15 protein-coding genes are annotated in these 17,460 nt (G+C 70.5%); 13 read left to right on the top strand and 2 right to left on the bottom strand.

What is annotated here, in order from left to right; genetic code table 11:
* The first annotated feature begins 117 nt into the window (after positions 1 to 117).
* The 9 genes from ACFXOA_RS08040 (at position 118) to ACFXOA_RS08000 (ending at position 11,163) form a co-directional block, all read left to right on the top strand.
* Positions 118 to 1,011: a LysR substrate-binding domain-containing protein gene (locus ACFXOA_RS08040; RefSeq protein WP_385023841.1), complete on the top strand. Its 894-nt coding sequence runs from the start codon at positions 118 to 120 to the stop codon at positions 1,009 to 1,011.
* Between the two features lie 198 nt (positions 1,012 to 1,209).
* Entirely contained in the window at positions 1,210 to 2,247 is a 1,038-nt protein-coding gene (locus tag ACFXOA_RS08035) for a hypothetical protein (RefSeq protein ID WP_385023839.1), read from the top strand.
* 131 nt (positions 2,248 to 2,378) lie between these two features.
* A complete protein-coding gene (locus tag ACFXOA_RS08030) occupies positions 2,379 to 3,281 on the top strand; it encodes an aldo/keto reductase (protein ID WP_385024180.1) in 903 nt (300 codons plus the stop codon).
* Between the two features lie 414 nt (positions 3,282 to 3,695).
* On the top strand, positions 3,696 to 4,004 hold the full coding sequence (locus ACFXOA_RS08025) for a hypothetical protein (protein ID WP_014047394.1): 309 nt from the start codon (positions 3,696 to 3,698) through the stop codon (positions 4,002 to 4,004).
* 222 nt (positions 4,005 to 4,226) lie between these two features.
* Positions 4,227 to 5,096, top strand: coding sequence for a hypothetical protein (locus ACFXOA_RS08020; RefSeq protein WP_385023837.1), 870 nt, complete (start codon positions 4,227 to 4,229; stop codon positions 5,094 to 5,096).
* The gene (locus tag ACFXOA_RS08015) at positions 5,086 to 6,414 is read left to right on the top strand and encodes a hypothetical protein (protein WP_385023835.1); all 1,329 of its coding nucleotides are present in this window, start codon (positions 5,086 to 5,088) and stop codon (positions 6,412 to 6,414) included. The genes ACFXOA_RS08020 and ACFXOA_RS08015 overlap by 11 nt, the downstream gene beginning before the upstream one ends.
* On the top strand, positions 6,411 to 7,961 hold the full coding sequence (locus tag ACFXOA_RS08010) for an SCO6880 family protein (RefSeq protein ID WP_385023833.1): 1,551 nt from the start codon (positions 6,411 to 6,413) through the stop codon (positions 7,959 to 7,961). The genes ACFXOA_RS08015 and ACFXOA_RS08010 overlap by 4 nt, the downstream gene beginning before the upstream one ends.
* 18 nt (positions 7,962 to 7,979) lie before the next feature.
* Complete coding sequence (locus tag ACFXOA_RS08005; RefSeq protein WP_385023831.1) at positions 7,980 to 9,398, top strand: ATP-binding protein; 1,419 nt, start codon at positions 7,980 to 7,982, stop codon at positions 9,396 to 9,398.
* Position 9,399: 1 nt separating this feature from the next.
* Positions 9,400 to 11,163 carry a type VI secretion protein gene (locus tag ACFXOA_RS08000; RefSeq protein ID WP_385023829.1) on the top strand — a complete coding sequence of 588 codons (1,764 nt, stop codon included), beginning with the start codon at positions 9,400 to 9,402 and terminating at the stop codon, positions 11,161 to 11,163.
* A 42-nt stretch (positions 11,164 to 11,205) separates the two neighbouring features.
* Here the strand turns inward: ACFXOA_RS08000 and ACFXOA_RS07995 are convergent, their stop codons facing one another.
* Positions 11,206 to 11,775 (bottom strand): GNAT family N-acetyltransferase, encoded by a 570-nt coding sequence (locus ACFXOA_RS07995; RefSeq protein ID WP_385023827.1) that lies wholly within the window; start codon positions 11,773 to 11,775, stop codon positions 11,206 to 11,208.
* Positions 11,776 to 12,104: 329 nt separating this feature from the next.
* Between ACFXOA_RS07995 and ACFXOA_RS07990 the strand changes: the two genes are divergently transcribed.
* From ACFXOA_RS07990 to ACFXOA_RS07975, 4 genes are all read left to right on the top strand, one after another.
* Positions 12,105 to 13,031: an ABC transporter ATP-binding protein gene (locus ACFXOA_RS07990; RefSeq protein WP_385023825.1), complete on the top strand. Its 927-nt coding sequence runs from the start codon at positions 12,105 to 12,107 to the stop codon at positions 13,029 to 13,031.
* Entirely contained in the window at positions 13,028 to 13,831 is an 804-nt protein-coding gene (locus ACFXOA_RS07985; protein ID WP_385023823.1) for an ABC transporter permease, read from the top strand. The genes ACFXOA_RS07990 and ACFXOA_RS07985 overlap by 4 nt, the downstream gene beginning before the upstream one ends.
* A gap of 86 nt (positions 13,832 to 13,917) precedes the next feature.
* Positions 13,918 to 15,201 carry a sensor histidine kinase gene (locus ACFXOA_RS07980; RefSeq protein ID WP_385023821.1) on the top strand — a complete coding sequence of 428 codons (1,284 nt, stop codon included), beginning with the start codon at positions 13,918 to 13,920 and terminating at the stop codon, positions 15,199 to 15,201.
* Positions 15,198 to 15,866, top strand: coding sequence for a response regulator (locus ACFXOA_RS07975; protein ID WP_385023819.1), 669 nt, complete (start codon positions 15,198 to 15,200; stop codon positions 15,864 to 15,866). Before ACFXOA_RS07980 ends, ACFXOA_RS07975 begins: the two co-directional genes overlap by 4 nt.
* A gap of 107 nt (positions 15,867 to 15,973) precedes the next feature.
* On the opposite strand, the gene ACFXOA_RS07970 is transcribed toward ACFXOA_RS07975, so the two are convergent.
* Positions 15,974 to 16,999 (bottom strand): NlpC/P60 family protein, encoded by a 1,026-nt coding sequence (locus tag ACFXOA_RS07970; RefSeq protein WP_385023817.1) that lies wholly within the window; start codon positions 16,997 to 16,999, stop codon positions 15,974 to 15,976.
* Positions 17,000 to 17,460: the final 461 nt, after the last annotated feature.

The following is a 17,460-nucleotide window of genomic DNA, read 5'->3' as shown; positions in this document are numbered from 1 at the left end:
GGCGGGCGACCGTGGCCGTCTCCTCCCAGGATGAGCAGCGTCCGCCACCCGAACAACCGGCGTCTGCATATGGTTTGATAACTCAGCGGTTATCGAGGGGAGGCAGGTGGCACGCTCATGGAGCTGCGAGACATCGAGATCTTCCTGACGCTGGCCGAGGAGCTTCACTTCGGCCGGACCGCCACTCGACTCCACGTCTCACAGGCCCGGGTGAGTCAGGCGATCGCCAAGCAGGAGCGTCAGATCGGCGCCCGGCTCTTCAGCCGCAGCAGTCGCCACGTCGAGCTGACGCCGATCGGCGCCCGGCTGCGTGACGACGTCGGCGCCGGCTACCAGCGGATCCTCGACGGCACCCGAGCGGCCAGTGCCGCCGCACGCGGCACCACCAGCACTCTGAGGCTTGGGCTCCACGGGCCTCAGGCACTCGACCAGGCCGAAGTCATCGATTCGTTCCGCGCGCGGCACCCCGAGGTCGACCTCCACATCCAGGAGATCAACTTCGCGAATCCCTTCGGCCCCCTCAGGGACGGGTCCGTCGAAGTGGCCAGCGCCTGGCTCCCCGTTCGTGAGCCGGACCTCACGGTCGGCCCGGTGCTGGTCACCGAACCGCTGAGGCTCATGGTCGCCGCCGACCACCCCCTCACCGCCCGCGAGGCGGTCGGCATGGAGGACCTCGCCGACTGGGTCCTGCCCCACTCCCCCGAGCCGACCCCCGAGTACTGGCAGCAGACCCTCGTGCCCACCCACACCCCGAAGGGCAGACCCATCCGGCGCGGCCCCAGGGTTTCCACCTTCCAGGAGATCGCTGCCGTGGTGGCGGTCAGCGACGTGGTCTGCCTCGTTCACAGCCTGGCTGCCCGCTACTACCCGTGGCACGGTCTCCGCTATCTCCGCCTCCTGGACGCACCTCTGGTCAGCTGGGTGCTGATCTGGCCGACGGCAGGCGAGTCGGAACCGGTGCGAGCCCTGGCACGGGTCGTCCGCGACACCGGGCCGCGCATCAGCAGGTAGCGCTGCTGCCGCGAGGACCGTTGCCGGACCTGCTCGGCCGGGCTCCTGTGCCGTTGGGTCCAGATGCCGTCCGCACGGTTCAGCTCAGCCGTGACGCCCGCCGACGACGGGGTTCCGGCCGACGACGGGGGGTTCGGCCGAAGCTACTCACGGGGGTGCTCGATGGCCGAGGCCGTCGAGTGACTAGCGTCGTCTTCCATGTCGAGGACCACGCCCCCACGCCCGATCGATGTCGAGGCGCTCTTCCCGGAACTGGCCGCCTACCGGGGCACGACGACGCGGCTCCACCCGCGGCCGGGCAGCCCGCTGGTATCGGCCAGTTCGGTGGGCGGTCCGATGCTGTGGCCTGCGGACGAGCCGTGGCCGGTGTGCGGTGAGGCGCACAGCCGAGGACGGGGTCGGCGCCCTGCCGACATCCACCGGTACCGCCGGGTGCTGACCACAGCGTGGGCCCGCGACCAGGCCCCCGGCCCGACCGACGAGGAACGGGAGCTGCTGAAGGAGCTGAACCGAAGGCACCGGATCCCCGGGGCATCGGAGACGGATCCGCTGCCGATGATCGGCCTGGCGCAGTTGTACCGGCGGGATGTCCCCGACCTTCCGGACGGGCCGGACGGCTGCGACCTGCTCCAGGTGTTCTGGTGCCCCTTCGACGCCCACGGCCCGGGCCGGCACGACCTGGAACTGCAGCTGCGCTGGAGGCGGTCGGCGGAGGTCGGCGAGGTGCTGGCACCGCAGCCGCTGCCTCTGGTCGTCGGGGCGGACGGGTTCGTTCCCGAGCCCTGCGTCCTGCACCCGGAGCAGGTGGTCACCTACCCGTTCGCCGGCCTACTGCCCGAAGACCTGTGTGCTCGGATCGACGCCTGGGACGAAGCCCAGGAGGAGGCCGAGGAGGAGGCCGAGCACTCGACGGACGAGAACGCCGGCGAGCCGATCGGCTACCAGTACGACCTGTCCATCCCACCCGGCTGGCGCGTCGGCGGCTTCGCCTCCTGGCACGCCACCGACCCCTACCCCATGGACTGCCGGACCTGCAGGACGCCGATGCGCCTCCTGCTGACCGTCGACAGCTCCGAGTGGGACGGAGGCAGCGGCAGCTGGAAGCCGCTGGAAGACCAGGAGCCGCCCTACCGGTGCGCCACTCCCACCGAAGTCACCGTGGGCAGATTCGGTGAACTCAACGTCTTCGCCTGCCCAACCGATCCTGACCATCCGCACCGCTGGAGCATCCAGTAACTCGCGGATTGTGGTTCGGCGCCTGGTTCGGCACTCCGCTCATCGGCGAGCACGGGTGCTGTCGCCTCTCCCGGGCATCGAACGGGGGATCGGTGAACAGCCCACCCACGGGCGACCGGTGCGACAATCCGATGATGACCTCACCCTCTGAAACGATCGACGCCGCAGCTGCCGGCACCTGGAGGCTCGGCGACCTGACGGTCAATCGCATCGGCTTCGGTGCGATGCGCCTGACGCAGGACGGCGCTGCCTTCTCACGGGGATCCAGCAGTGACCGGGACCGTGCGATGACCGTCCTTCGGCGGGCCCTCGAACTCGGTGTGAACCACGTGGACACCGCAGCCTTCTACTTCTCCCCGCTGAGGTCCGCCAACGAGCTCATCAACAGCGCGCTCGCCCCCTACGCCGACGACCTGGTCATCACCACCAAGGTCGGCCCGGGCCGCGATCTCTCCGGTCACTGGGTCTGGGCCACCCCGGACCAGCTGCGGGGGCAGGTCGAGGAGAACCTGCGCCAGCTCGGCCGCGACCACCTGGACGTCGTCAACCTGCGCATCGCCCGCAACCACGGGACACTGCCCGTCGCCGAGCACTTCGGCGCCCTCGCCGAGCTGCGCGAAGCCGGCCTCATCCGCCACCTGGGCATCTCCAACACCACCCGGGATCAACTCGCCGAGGCCCAGGGCATCGCCCCGGTGGTCTGCGTCCAGAACAGGTACAGCCTCGACGCCCCTCCCGAGCAGCACGAGCTCCTGCGCTCCTGCGGGGAGCAAGGCATCGCCTTCGTCCCCTTCTACTCCATCACCGGGAACGGCCAGGACGGCGGAGGAGCCGACCCCGGCGACGAGGCGCTGCGATCCGTCGCCCGGACACACGGGGCGACGGTCGCCCAGGTACGCCTGGCGTGGACGCTCCGTCAGGGACCACACGTACTCGCCATCCCGGGGACCGGAAACCCCGACCACCTCGCGGAGAACATCGCGGCCGGCGCCCTGCGACTCACCGCCGAGGATCTGACTCTCCTCTCCGCCTGACGGGGCCGGGGGCAGCGCGGACTCCAGCCGCTCCCCCGACTCCGGGCGGACGGGCCGACACCCTTTCTCACTGGCCCACCTGACGGGGCGCCGGCGGAAGCCCACCGGCGCACATCCACTCTCGAACAGCGCGTGCGAATACGCCGCCATCGGTGAACGCGCCAACCGCATCCGGAACCATGGCCACCGTCGTTGCTAGCCGTCACACCGCGTGATACACAGAGTAACCATGCATATGCGGGCAGATTCCCGCAGGAGCCGCAGGTCAGGGCGGCCCCTCCGGTCAAACGTGCGAGATCCGGGTAAAGAGACCCGGGAAGGCGTCGTGCGATGCCGGTTTCATCAGCGAAGATAGGGACCGAACCGTGTCGCACGACGCGGAAGGCGAACTACCCAACAGGGGCGGTGACTTACATGATCCTGGCAGCTGAAAAGGGCGACATCACCACCATCATCGGCGGAATCGCCCCGAACTGGGGGCCGTTCGGAACCCTGGGCAACGAGGCACGCATCATGATCGAAGTGGTGATGGCGGTAGCCATCCTGCTCTGCCTCGGCATCGCGATCTGGGGTGCGGCGAAGCAGCGCATCGGCGCGACGGCACTCCGCGACACCTTCAGCGCCGAGCAGGGCAAGGGGCTCATCGTGGCGGGGCTCACCGGCGTCTTCATCATCGGATCACTGGGCACGCTGTTCACCATCGTGTACGGCATGGCCGTCTGACCGGAGGTCAGTCGACCGGCCAGCCATCCGGTCATCCGGTCAGCCGGTCAGCCCGGGAGCCTTCCTCGGGCTCGTCCACCCAGCCCACCCACCCGTCCGTCGTGCCCACCGGCAGAGGTTGCGTCTCCTGATGTCACGTCACCACACCGCATCCACGCGGAAACCAGCAGCGCTACCGTCGTACCACGAGGCACTGCACACGGCTGAGGGGACGTACGCGGCATGAGCATGGACGACGAGCGCGGCTGGGGCTCCGACGATCCGGGCAACCGCTCCGCAGACGCGTACAGCACCCTCGGCGGAACCCGCCAGACCCGCACCCGCATGCCCGGGGGCGGTGGGGACGACGGCGACGCCTACGGCCGACGCCCCGCCAGGACCTCCCGCTCGCTGATCATGGCGGTGGGCGTGGTCGTCCTGCTGATCGCCGCGATCGCGTTCGCGAACCAGGGCGGGGGCGACAGCTCCGGCGGCGGCAGCGAGAAGAAGCCGCAAGCCGGCTCGAACGCCACGGCCGCGACGGGCACGAAGCCCGTCCAGGGTAAGACCGGCTCCATCGCCTCCGGGTTCGCACACGACCAGCAGGGGGCGCAGAGCGCGGCGGCGAACTATGCGGTGGCGCTGGGGTCGGCGGACATGTTCAATCCAGACCGACGCCACGCCATCGTGCAAGCGATCACAGACTCCAGCAAGATTGATGAACTGCAGGCCGGCTTCGACGCGGACTACTCAGAAGAGTTCGCGATGCAGATCGGGCTTAGTGAGGACGGAGTCGCCCCTGCGGGCTCGACTTTCGTCAACCGCACGCTCCCAGCAGGTACGAAGGTCCTGAACTACTCGGAAGCGACAGCCCGAATCGAAGTCTGGTGCTCCGGCCTGTTTGGCCTCGCAGGTGACAGTTCAACTAAACCAGTAACGAACGGCTGGTTTACGGTCTCCTTCACCCTGACTTGGGATGGGAACGACTGGAAGATCCTTGACACCGGCCAGAAGGAAGGCCCAACGCCGGTGACTGGCGACAACCCTGTCTCAGGATCTACCGAGATCGCCGATGCTGTCACTCAGTTCGGAGGGTTCACCTATGCTCGGTAGCCTCCGCAATCGTCCAGGTGCACTCTTCGGGGTGCTGGCCGCCCTACAGGTGTCACTCCTCGCACTTGCCACACGTGCCGTAGCGGATCCAAGTCCCACGCCCTCTCCATCCACCAGCAGCGACCCCTGCGAACTCATCGCTGGGCCAGCGCGCGACTACTGTGACGGCGGCGGTGGAACGGCTCGCTCCACACCCCCCGTGGACGACGCCCTTGACCCCCTGACCTCCCTGGCCCGCGGCTGCGCCGACGCCGCCGCGTACCTCGTGCGCGAGCTCAGCAAGGCCGTCGACAGCACCGCGACCGTCGACTTCACCAACTCGACCTTCCGCCTGCAGTACGCGGTGGTCTTCGCCGCCTCGACCATCCTCACGCTCGTCCTGTGGCTCTTCGCCGTAGCCAAGCGCGCCATCAGGGGCGTCCCCTTCACCACCGCGATCTCCGAGGCCGTCGGCTTCCTCTGGCTCACGGTGCTGGCCTCCGCCTTCACCCCGCTCATCCTGTACGTGGTCGTCTCGGCCACCGACGGCGTCACCGAGGTCATCTCGACCGCCACCGGCGGACAGAACGACGTCTTCTTCGGGTCGTTCGCCGAGGCACTCAAGAAGGGCACCGACATCGGCGGCGGGCCCGTCATGCTGATCGTCGTCTCGCTCGTGTCGATCCTCGCCGCCGGCATCCTGTGGCTGGAGCTGGTAATCCGGGCCGCCCTGCTCTACGTCGGCGCCCTGCTCGGCGTGGTCGTCTACTCCGGCCTCGTCGACAAGAACATGTGGGGCCACGTCCGCCGCTGGGCGGGCATCATGATCGCGGTGATCATGGTGAAGCCCGTCATCGTCATCGTCCTCGGCCTCGCCGGGGCGCTCTCCGCCGACGACGGGCCCAACGCCTTCTCCGCCGTCGTCTCCGGACTGGCGATCATCCTGCTGGCCATCTTCGCCTCCGCCATGATCTACCGCTTCGTCCCCGGCTTCGGCGACGAGATCCAGGGGGCCCGTACCAACCGCAAGCAGGCCACCGACGGTTCCCAGGCCGCCGCCCTGATCAGCTCCCCCGCCGCACTCGTCTCCCAGGGCATCAAGACCCACAGCGGCCGCAGCGGCGGGGACGGCGGCAGCAGCGGTGGCGGCGCACGCCCCTCCAACCCGGTCAGCGGCGGCGTCGCCGCACACAGCTCCCGCGGTTCCGGCAGCTCCACCGCCCCCTCGCCCCGTACCGCCTCGGGGCCCACCTCCGGCACTCCCCACGGCAGCCGCTCCCCGCGAGCCGGCGGACCAGGCAGCACAGGTAACACGAGCACAGGAGGTGGAGGGCGGTGACGACCCAGGCCCACACGATCGCACCCCGCCGTACGTATCTCATCGGCCGCGCCCGGCCGAACGCGATCGTCGGCAAGAACCGTGAGACGGGCGAGATCGCGCTGATCATCACCGGAGCGTTCCTCGGCATGATGAGCGGACTGCTCATCCCGACGCTCTCCCTGCGGATCGTGGCGCTGGTCGGCTTCCCCATGCTCGCCCTCGCCGTCGTGTACGTCCCCTACAAGGGGCGCACCTTCTACAAGTGGTTCGAGATCAACCGCAGCTTCAAGCGCACCCTCCGCAAGGGCACCGCCTACCGGTCCGCCGCCATGGAGGCCGGGATCGGCGCCGACGGGCGCGAGGTGGAGATCGGGCCTCCGCCCGGCATCGGCCGGATCAGCTGGCTGGCGGCACCGTTCGGGCCGGACGAGATCGCCGTGCTGCTGCACGCGGACCGCCGCACCGTCACCGCCGCGATCGAGATCGAGGGCCCGGGCGTGGGCCTGCGTGACAGCGAGGACCAGGAGGCCCTCGTCGACCGCTTCGGCACCCTGCTCAAGCACGTGGCCAACGGCGACGGATTCGTGACGCGCCTCCAGATGCTGGCCCGTACGCTCCCCGCCGACCCGGACGCCCACGCCAAGGACGTCGCCCAGCGCGGCGACAGGTCCGCCCCGGCCTGGCTCCAGGATTCGTACGACCAGCTGCAGTCCATGGTCTCCACCTCCAGCGAGCAGCACCGCGCCTACCTCGTCGCCTGCATGCACTACACCCGCGAACTCGCCGCCGAGGCCAACGCCATGGCCCGGGCCGTCCGCCCGCAGGGAGGACGGAAGCTCGACCGCGACGCCGGGCTCGCCGTCGTCATGGCACGCGAGCTGACCGACATCTGCGCCCGGCTCGCCGAGGCCGACATCAGGGTCAGGCAGCCGCTCGGCCAGAGCCGCCTGGCCTCCCTGGTGCACTCGATGTACGACCCCGACCACCCCATCGACCACATCCAGGCCATGACCAAGCGGAACGCCTGGCCTGCCGAACTCGACGCGGTCGAGCCCACGTTCCTCCAGGCCAAGACCCGGGAGTCGACGACCCGCGCCCCGTGGTGCCACTCCACGGCCTGGGTGAAGGAATGGCCGATGACCCCCGTCGGCGTGAACTTCCTCGCGCCGCTGCTCGTGCACACTCCCGACGTCATCCGCACGGTCGCCGTCACCATGGATCTCGAACCCACCGAGATCGCGATCGAGCGGATGCTGACGGAGAAGACCAACGACGACGCCGAGGCGAGCCGCCAGGCCAAGATGAACCGCACGGTCGACCCCCGCGACATCGCCGCCCACGGCAGGCTGGACCAGCGGGGTGAAGATCTGGCGAGCGGAGCGGCCGGGGTGAACCTCGTGGGGTACATCACCGTGTCGTCCCGCTCCCCGGAGGCCCTCGCCCGCGACAAGCGGACGATCCGCGCCTCGGCCGGCAAGTCGTATCTCAAGCTGGAGTGGTGCGACAGGGAACACCACCGCGCCTTTGTGAACACCTTGCCGTTCGCCACCGGCATCCGGCGCTGACGAGAGGGCAGTGACGCCATGCGAGATCCACTGTCCGCGTTGTCGGATGCCTTCACCTCCTTCCTCTTCGGGAAGGTGGAGACGACCCGGCTCCCGGTACGCACCTCGACGGGCCAGGCGCAGGCCGTCTATCTGCCGACCGCCGCGCCCGGCCTCGGCGACTCCGGCGTGATCATCGGACGCGAGGTGTACTCCGGCAAGGGGTACATCTACGACCCGTTCCAGCTGTACGGCCAGCAGCTGCCCGCCCCGCACTGGCTGGTGCTCGGCGAGTCCGGCAACGGCAAGTCGGCACTGGAGAAGACGTACGTGCTGCGCCAGCTCCGCTTCCGCGACCGGCAGGTCGTCGTCCTGGACGCCCAGGGCGAGGACGGCGTGGGCGAGTGGAACCTCATCGCGGAGCAGCTGGGCATCACCCCCATCCGTCTGGACCCGACGGCCGCGCTGAACGACGGGATCCGGCTGAACCCGCTCGACCCGTCGATCACCACGACGGGCCAGCTCGCCCTGCTCCGGACGATCATCGAGGTCGCCATGGGCCACGGGCTGGACGAACGGTCCGGCTTCGCCCTGAAGGTCGCCCACGCGTACGTCAACGACACCATCACGGAGCGCCAGCCGGTCCTGATGGACATCGTGGAGCAGCTGCGCCACCCGAAGCCCGAGTCCGCCGAGGCGATGAACGTCGACATAGACGACGTACGCGCCTGGGGCCTGGACGTCGCCCTGGTCCTGGACCGGCTCGTCGACGGTGACCTGCGCGGGATGTTCGACGGCCCGACCACGATCGGCATCGACCTCGACGCCCCGCTGATCGTCTTCGACCTCTCTCACATCGACCGCAACTCCATCGCCATGCCGATCCTGATGGCGATCGTCGGCGTGTGGCTGGAGCACACCTGGATCAGGCCCGACCGGAAGAAGCGCATCTTCCTGGTCGAGGAGGCCTGGCACATCATCAACTCACCTTTCGTCGCCCAGCTCTTCCAGCGGCTCCTGAAGTTCGGCCGGCGCCTCGGCCTGTCCTTCGTGGCGGTCGTCCACCACCTCAGCGACGTCGTCGACGGCGCGGCCGCGAAGGAGGCGGCCGCCATCCTGAAGATGGCCTCGACCCGCACGATCTACGCCCAGAAGGCCGACGAGGCCAGAGCCACCGGCAAGGTCATCGGCCTGCCCCGATGGGCGGTGGAGATCATCCCGACGCTGACCCCGGGTATCGCCGTGTGGGACGTCAACGGCAACGTGCAGGTGGTCAAGCACCTGATCACGGAGGCCGAACGCCCACTCGTCTTCACCGACCGGGCGATGACCGAGGGTTCCACGGCGGACCTGCTCCCCGAGGACGTACGGGCCGCGGAGCTGGAGGCGGAGGAGCGTGCGGCGCGGATCGAGCACCAGCAACGGCTGAGCGAGTCGTCCGAGTCCACGGTGGCCTGACGTGTCACGGCAAGGGTCTTCCGGTCGTTCCGGGCGCGGCGGCGAGGGCCAGGGCGGAATCCCGGACGGCCTGCTCATCGGCCTCCTGGCCTTCCTCTTCGCGCTGACGGTCCTGGCCTGGACGGCGACGGGGCTCGCCGGGCTGTTCGCCCACGGCGGGTGGCCGGACGGCGTCACCTTCATGCGGACGCCGTTGGCCCTGCGCGCACTGGCCGCGGACCCGACGGACCTGCCCGGCGCCTGGCCCGGCACCTCCGCCGCCTCACTCTCCGGATACGGCCTGTTCTGGGGGCTGTTCATCGGGGAGGTGATGGTGCTCCTCGTCCTGACGGTGTTCACGCTGGGAGTGGTGACGCGCTGGCGCCTCGTCCGCCGCCACCGCCGGGAGACCGTGACGGCCCAGGGCACGGCCCGGACGGCCGCCCCCACCGCACCGGAGCCCGCGGCGCACTCCGGACCGACGTCCGAAGGCGCTCCAGCGAGGGCCGAGCGGGGCACGCCCCCCGTCGAGGCGGCAACCCCGGCGTCCACCCCGTACGCCGCGGAGGCGCCACCCCCGTACGCCGCCCCGCAGGCACCGCCCCCGTACGCCGCGGAGGCACCACCCACGTACGCCGCGGAGGCACCACCCACGTACGCCCCGCAGGCTCCTGCCACACAGGCCCCGTACGCCACCGGCTCCACGCCGGATCCCGCACGAGCCGCGTCGTACACCACCCGGGCCGCACCGGATCCCGCACGAGCCCCGTACGGGCCCGGACCCGCCCCTGCCACCGGTGAACCCCAGGCGGCGTACCCGCCCGGCGCCTCGCCGCTGGTGCCCACACCGCGCGGACCGCACGTCCTCTACGGGGCGTCCGCCGCCCGTCGGCCCGACGTCGTACAGGCCGTCCGGGACGCCGAGGGCCCCGCCCTCGTGGTGACCTCCGACCCCAGTGTCTGGGGCGAGACGAAGGACGCCCGCAGCAAGCTCGGCCCGGTCCTCGTCTACGACCCGGGTCACCTCTGCGACACCCCGGCCCGGCTGCACTGGGCTCCCACCGCCGGCTGCGACGACCCCGCCACGGCGTCCTCGCGGGCGGCGGCGCTCCTCGCCCCGGTACGTCCCCCGGCCAGATCCGATGCCGCCGTCGCGGACACCGCCCAGACCCTCCTGCAGTGCTGGCTGCACGCCGCCGCGGTGGACGGCCGTCCCTTCCGGCAGGTCCACCGCTGGGCCTCGGGCTCCGGCGGTCACGAACCGGTCCGCCTGCTCCGCAGCCACCCCAAGGCCGCCTCCGGGCTGGCCGGGCTCCTGGAATCCGCGCTCACCGCCTACCCCGAACGCCGGGTGATGGCGCAGGAACTGACGGTGCGTGCCTTCACCTCGCTGTCCTCGGTACACATCCGTGAGGCGTGCACACCGATTCGAGCTGATGCACTTTCCCTGGATTCTTTTGCACGTGAGGGGGGAACGCTCTATGTGGTCGGTGAGCCCATCGAGGATCCTCACCACCACCCGGGTGCGATGCCTCTGCTCACCGCACTCGCCTCACACGTGGTCGAGCACGGCCGCCGCATGGCCGCACGGTCAACCGACGGTCGGCTCGACCCACCAATGACGCTCGTCCTCGACGACGTCGCGGCCGTGGCGCCGCTCCCCCAGCTCCCCGAGCTGCTGTCCACCGGGCACCACCAGGGGATGCCGGCCCTGGTCAGGCTCAGGTCCGAGGAACAGGCCCGCGCACGCTGGCAGAACCGCCTGTCCGCGCCCGGCACACGCTGACCCCGGTGCCCGGGCCGCAGCGGACATCGCTCGGCTCCCCGCTCAGCCGCCCCCGCCGGGCAGCGGGCGACGGATCTCGAACTCGAGCTCCAGCGCGGTCGGATCCCCCTCCATGGGCAGCGTCCCACCGGTCGGCGCGAAGCCGATCCTGCGGTACGCGGCCGCCGCACGGGCGTTGGCCTCGTGGACGAAGAGCCTCACCCGCGCCAGGGGCGGCCCGGACAGGGACCAGGACCAGTCGATCGCCTCGCGGAACAACGCGTCCACCACTCCCCGCCCCCGGTGCTCGGACCGGACGAACACCCCCACCAGATGGGCCTGGTCCATCTCGGCCGCCTCCCCGAAGCCCGGCTCGGCACCCGGACGCTCCACGAGCACCGACACCGTCCCCGCCCATCCGCCGTCGGGCGCCTCGGCCACGAACTGACGGACGTGCTCCCCCGACGCCGCGTTCGCCGTCCGCTCCTGCCAGAACGCATCGGGCCGGGCCGCGGCACGGTCGTACGTCTCCAGGAAGGCGATCGGGGCGGCCGGATCGCGCAGCCCCGTCAGCCGGATCTCCTTGGCCCGCTCCCACTCGTCGGCCCGCACCGCACGTACGACATAGTCCATGCGTTGATCGTCTCCTGCCGCTGCCGGTGCGGCAAACGAGATAGCGCGCTACGGCCGGGGCCTGCCCGGTCCTCCACCTGGACGGGGAGAGGCCCCGTGCATGTCCCCGAACCTCCACCTGGACGGGGAGAGGCCCCATGGATGTCCCGGAAGCAGTGGATCTTCGGGACGCACCCCGGACCCGCTCCCCGCACGCGAAACTCCCCGGCGGGCCCCGCCCGCCCCGTGCCCGCCCCGAGGCCCACGTCGCACCCCGGTACTACCGCACACGAACACGTCGGGCCCGCGGTCGGACGACACCGCCACACCGTCTCCGTAGCGTCGGTGAGGTGATCAGAGCCCACGAACTCACCAAACGCTACGGGGACTCCACCGTCGTCCACGGCCTCGACCTGACCGTCCGGCCCGGCACCGTGACCGGCTTCCTCGGCCCGAACGGCGCCGGCAAATCGACCACCATGCGCATGCTCCTCGGACTGGACGCCCCCACGAGCGGCCGGGCCACCATCGGAGGCCGCGCCTACACCACACACCCGGCGCCCCTGACCGAGGTCGGCGCTCTCCTGGAAGCCCGCGCCGTCCACCCGGGGCGGACCGCCTTCCACCACCTCATGGCGCTCGCCCACACCCACGGCATCCCCCGCAGCCGCGTCGAACACGTCCTGGACCTCGCCGGCCTCACCTCGGTCGCCGGCAAGCGGATCAAGGGCTTCTCCCTCGGCATGGGACAGCGCCTCGGCATCGCCGCCGCGCTCCTGGGCGACCCGGCCACCCTCATCCTCGACGAACCGGTCAACGGCCTGGACCCCGAAGGCGTCCGCTGGATCCGCAACCTCCTCACCTCGCTCGCCTCGGAGGGGCGGACGGTGCTCGTCTCCTCCCACCTCATGAGCGAGATGGCCCTCACCGCCGACCACCTGATCGTCATCGGCCGAGGCCGGCTCCTCGCCGACACCACCGTCGCCGAACTGACCCGCACCGCCGGTGGGGCGTCGGTCAAGGTCGTCACGCCCCAGGCCGACACCCTGCGCACCCTGCTCGAAGGCCCCGGCGTACGCATCACCACCGGGCCCGGGGGAGAACTCACGGTCCACGGTGCCGATTCCGCATTCATCGGCCGCACCGCGGCCGACCACGCCATCCAGCTCACCGAGCTCACCCCACGGACCGTGTCCCTGGAGGAGGCCTTCATGGACCTCACCCAGGACGCCGTCGCCTACCAGGCCGCCCGCCCCCTGACCGGAGCCCCCGCATGACCACCGCGACCACACCCGCCCCGTACGCGACCACCCCGTACGCCCTCACCCCGCGCCGCGTCCTGCGCTCCGAGTGGCACAAGCTCTGGTCCCTGCGCTCCACCTGGATCACGCTCCTGACGGCATCGGCCCTGGTCCTCGGCGTCGGCCTCCTCATGGGCACCACCTACACCTCGGGCGGCGGCGACTCCGACATCGACACAGTCGTCCTCGTCCTGTACGGCACCCTGCTCGGCCAGCTCTGCGTCACGGTCCTCGGCATCCTCGTGACGGCCGGCGAGTACTCCACCGGAATGATCCGGGCCACCCTCACCGCCGTACCCCGCCGCCTCCCCGTCCTCTGGGCCAAGGCAGCCGTGTTCACGGCCGTGTCCTTCGCCTGGATGTGGGTCACCGCGCTGGTCACCTTCGCCTCCGCCCAGCCCTTCCTCAGCGACACGGACCAGGCGACAGCACTCACCGACCCCGGCGTCCTCGGAGCGATCGCCGGCAACTCCGCGGGCATCACCCTGCTCGGCGTCATCGCCCTCGGCCTCGGCGCCGCCCTGCGTTCCGTGCCCGGCAGCATCGGAGCCTTCATCGGCTGCGTCCTGGTACTCCCCGAGGTGCTCGGCATGCTTCCGTACGATGCCGTGGACAGCGCCCTGAAATACTTCCCCACGCAGGCCGCCGGAGCCCTCGGCTCCGCGACGCCCATCCCGGGCGCTGCCGACACCGGCCCGGCCCTCCTGGCCCTGTGCCTCTGGGCCACGGCCTCCCTGGGCGCGGCCGCCGTACTCCTGCGCCGACGGGACGCATGACCCGCACGGTGCCGAGGAGGACGCATGACACGCGCGGGGCCGTGGAGCGGGGGACAGCCGGTGAGCGGGAACGAAGGGCGGACAAGGTGAGCGACGGCACGGACACCCGCCCCCGGCTCCAAGCCAACGGCACAGACACCGACACAGACACCGCACCACTGACCCGGTGGGTCCAGGCCCTTGCCCACCGGCTCCGCGCCTTCGACCGCCGCAGACCGCTTCCTTGGGACCTCACGGTCACCGCCCTCTGGGTCACCGTCGCCGTGCTCGACTACACCAGCGGCGGGTGGCGTACGGTCGCCCGCAACACAGCGGCGCCGGAACCGCTGGTGCTGCTGATGAGCCTGTGCTTCTCCGTGCCCCTGCTGTGGCGGCGCACCCGGCCGGTCACCCTGCTCCTCCTCATGGCCCCCGTCTCCGCCGCCAACGTCTGGACGGGCGCCGTCGTCCAGGTCGCCTTCCTCCAGATGATCCCCGCCTTCACCATCGGCCTGCGGCTGCCGCTCAGAACGCTCGCCGGCTCGGGGGCGCTCATCTGCCTCCCCGTCACCCTCGGCGCCGCTGTCGTACCCGGTGCCGACAGCCGCCAACTCGTCTCCTACCTGTGGGGATTCGTGTCGGTCGCGCTGCTCGCCCTCGTGGTGCGCACCCGCCGGGAGTACACCGAAGCCCTCGTCGAACGCGCCCACCGCCTCGAACGGGAGCGCGACCAGCAGGCACAGTTGTCCGCGGCGGCCGAACGCGCCCGCATCGCGCGGGAGATGCACGACATCATCGGCCACAACCTCTCCGTCATCACCTCCCTCGCCGACGGCGGGGCGTACGCCGCCGCCAGGAACCCGGAACGGGCCGCCCAGGCCCTCGAAGCCATCGGCACCACCAGCCGCCAGGCCCTCACGGACCTGCGGCGCGCACTGGGCGTCCTGAGCGACTCGGCCCCCGCGGCCGACCGGGCACCCCAGCCCTCCCTCGACGACCTGGACACCCTGCTGACGGGCGTACGCGAAGCGGGGCTGCCCGTACGGCTGACCACCGACGGCACACCTCCGTCCGTCCCCGCCTCCTCCGGGCACCAGCTCACCGTCTACCGGGTGGTCCAGGAGTCCCTGACCAACACCCTGAAGCACGCCGGTCCGGACGCCACCGCCGAGATCGTCCTGACCTACACACCCGAGGGCCTCGAGGTCCACGCTACGGACACCGGAGGCCGCTCGCTCCCCGCCCAGCACCCGAACCCGTCCGGCGGACGGGGAATCAACGGGATGCGTGAACGCGCCGGTCTGTACCACGGCACACTCGAATCCGGCCCCCGCCCCGAGGGCGGGTGGCAGACACGACTCCGCCTTCCTCTGGAGGACCCCGCCCCGTGACGACCGTACTGATCGCCGACGACCAGGCGATGCAGCGCTTCGGCTACCGCATGCTGCTGGAGAGCCAGGACGACATGACCGTCGTCGGAGAGGCGGCCGACGGTGCGCAGGCGATCGGCCTGATCGGCCGTCACCAGCCGGACGTCGCCCTGATGGACATCCGGATGCCGGGGATCGACGGCATCGAGGCGACGCGCCGCGTGATCGCGTCAGGCTCCCGCACCCGGGTCCTCATCGTCACCACCTTCGACCTGGACGAGTACGCGCATGAGGGCCTTCGGGCCGGAGCCAGCGGCTTCCTCGTCAAGGACGCACTGCCGGAGGACCTCCTCTCCGGGATCAGAGCCGTCGCCGGCGGCGACGCCGTGGTCGCCCCCAGCCTCACCCGCCGGCTCCTCGACGCCTACGTCCACCATCTGCCACCCGCGCCGGGAGCGGCCACCGGCTCGGAGGACCCGCGTCTCGCCTCACTGACCGAACGGGAGCACGAGATCCTCACCGTCATCGGACAGGGCTGGACCAACAGCGAGATCGCCGCCCGACTCCACCTCGCCGAATCCACCGTGAAGACCCACGTCACCCGGATCCTCGCGAAAACCGGCTCCCGCGACCGCATCCAGGCCGTCATCCTGGCCTACGACGCCCGTCTGGTGAACCCGCGCTGACGGCCCCCGACAGACGCGCTGAACCCGCCCTGCACGTGCGGCGCCCGTCGGACGCCTGCCGACGCACGGACGTGCCTCCACGGACGGCTCCAGATCAGCGGACGGCGTCAGATCCGCACGCCCGCCTGGAAGGCACCGATGGTGTCCATCGACTCGTAGCGCACGTTCGTACCGGGGTACGGCGCGTGCAGCACGGTGTTGTTGCCCGCGTAGAGGCCCACGTGCGTGGTGTTGTTGAAGAACACGAGATCCCCCGGCTTCAGCTGACTCCGCCCGATGCGTGTGCCCTGGTTGATCTGCGTGTACGTGGTGCGCGTGATGTCCGCGCCGGCCTGGGCGTAGGCCCACTGGGTCAGGCCCGAGCAGTCGAAGGAGTCAGGCCCGGTGGCGGCACGGACGTAAGGCTTGCCCACCCGTGTGGAGGCCGCCTGGAGCGCAGCCGCCCCGAGGGCCGAACCGGGAACCTCGTTGCCGAGTTCGACCCGCTCACCTGCCGCACGGCTGGCACGCTGATCGTCCTCGGCCATCTTGGCCCGCTCGGCCGTCGTCAGCGTGTTGAGCAGCCTCTGCGCCTCGGCCAGCTTGCCCTGGAACTTCTTCTTGTTCGCTCCGAGAGTCTTACGGACGTCGTCGAGGTCGGCGAGCTTCCCCTGCGCCTCCTTGCGTTGCTGCGCGAGCGTCCGCTGCTTCGCCTGGATCTTCCGCAGTGACTCGGCCTGCTTGGCCGACAACTGGTCGATCGCGGAGGCCTGGTCGAGGAAGCTGTCCGGGTCCGAAGAGAGCAACAGCTGCACCGACGGGTCCAGACCACCGGAGCGGTACTGCGCCGTCGCCACCAGACCGAGCTCACTGCGAAGGGCGTTGACCTCGTCCTGGCCGCGGGCGACCTTGTCCTGGAGGGCCTCGGCCTGCTTCTTGAGCTCGTCCTGCTGTTCCTTGGCCCCGTTGTACTTCTCGGTGGCCTCTTCGGCTTCGTGGTAGAGCTTGTCGACCTTCGCCTTGACCTCGCTCTTGGTCGGCTTGGGGTCGGCATGGGCGGCCTGGGAGGTCAGGGCCACCGCCGCGGTGGCGGTCACGGTCAACACCGTGACACGGGTGCGGCTCGGCTGCTTGGGACGACGGTGGGACGCCACGAAGGCGAGCTCCTTCTTCCTCGAGCCGCTTACCGGGCTGAGTAGGGCACTCCCCGGCGCCGTGCACGTCACGGACGCGGCAGTCCCTTCGCCGGTCACCCTGATGGGCGACCGACCGCGCGAAGGTTCGAGCTCGACTTTAGTGACCATCCTGTGAAGAGATCAATCTTCGTGGGCCAGTTATCGACACACAGGGCTCTCCCCCTGTCCGCGCCGCACCGAGCGCATCACCTTCCTGACGGTACGTCACGACATACCGGGGGCCGGCAACGGGGATGCCGGCGGTCCGCCCGGAGGGACAGGACGACGATCACGGCCCCCGCCGGTGCACGGCTGGGATCACCGGCCGGCCGAGACCAACCCGCAAACGCAGAAAAGCCCCGTGCCACAAGGGCACGGGGCTTTCCCGGAATAATTGTTCGGCGGCGTCCTACTCTCCCACAGGGTCCCCCCTGCAGTAC

Source organism: Streptomyces sp. NPDC059166 (assembly GCF_042755185.1).
Taxonomy (GTDB): Bacteria; Actinomycetota; Actinomycetes; order Streptomycetales; family Streptomycetaceae; genus Streptomyces.
The sequence above is the reverse complement of the archived record's forward strand: the minus strand, read 5'-3'. Positions and strand labels throughout refer to the sequence as shown.

Bases quoted from the DNA above. Each gene is read 5' to 3' on its own strand.
- ACFXOA_RS08040 (WP_385023841.1), top strand. From the start codon at position 118: ATGGAGCTGCGAGACATCGAGATCTTCCTGACGCTGGCCGAGGAGCTT.
- ACFXOA_RS08035 (WP_385023839.1), top strand. From the start codon at position 1,210: ATGTCGAGGACCACGCCCCCACGCCCGATCGATGTCGAGGCGCTCTTC.
- ACFXOA_RS08030 (WP_385024180.1), top strand. From the start codon at position 2,379: ATGATGACCTCACCCTCTGAAACGATCGACGCCGCAGCTGCCGGCACC.
- ACFXOA_RS08025 (WP_014047394.1), top strand. From the start codon at position 3,696: ATGATCCTGGCAGCTGAAAAGGGCGACATCACCACCATCATCGGCGGA.
- ACFXOA_RS08020 (WP_385023837.1), top strand. From the start codon at position 4,227: ATGAGCATGGACGACGAGCGCGGCTGGGGCTCCGACGATCCGGGCAAC.
- ACFXOA_RS08015 (WP_385023835.1), top strand. From the start codon at position 5,086: ATGCTCGGTAGCCTCCGCAATCGTCCAGGTGCACTCTTCGGGGTGCTG.
- ACFXOA_RS08005 (WP_385023831.1), top strand. From the start codon at position 7,980: ATGCGAGATCCACTGTCCGCGTTGTCGGATGCCTTCACCTCCTTCCTC.
- ACFXOA_RS07995 (WP_385023827.1), bottom strand. From the start codon at position 11,775: ATGGACTATGTCGTACGTGCGGTGCGGGCCGACGAGTGGGAGCGGGCC.
- ACFXOA_RS07985 (WP_385023823.1), top strand. From the start codon at position 13,028: ATGACCACCGCGACCACACCCGCCCCGTACGCGACCACCCCGTACGCC.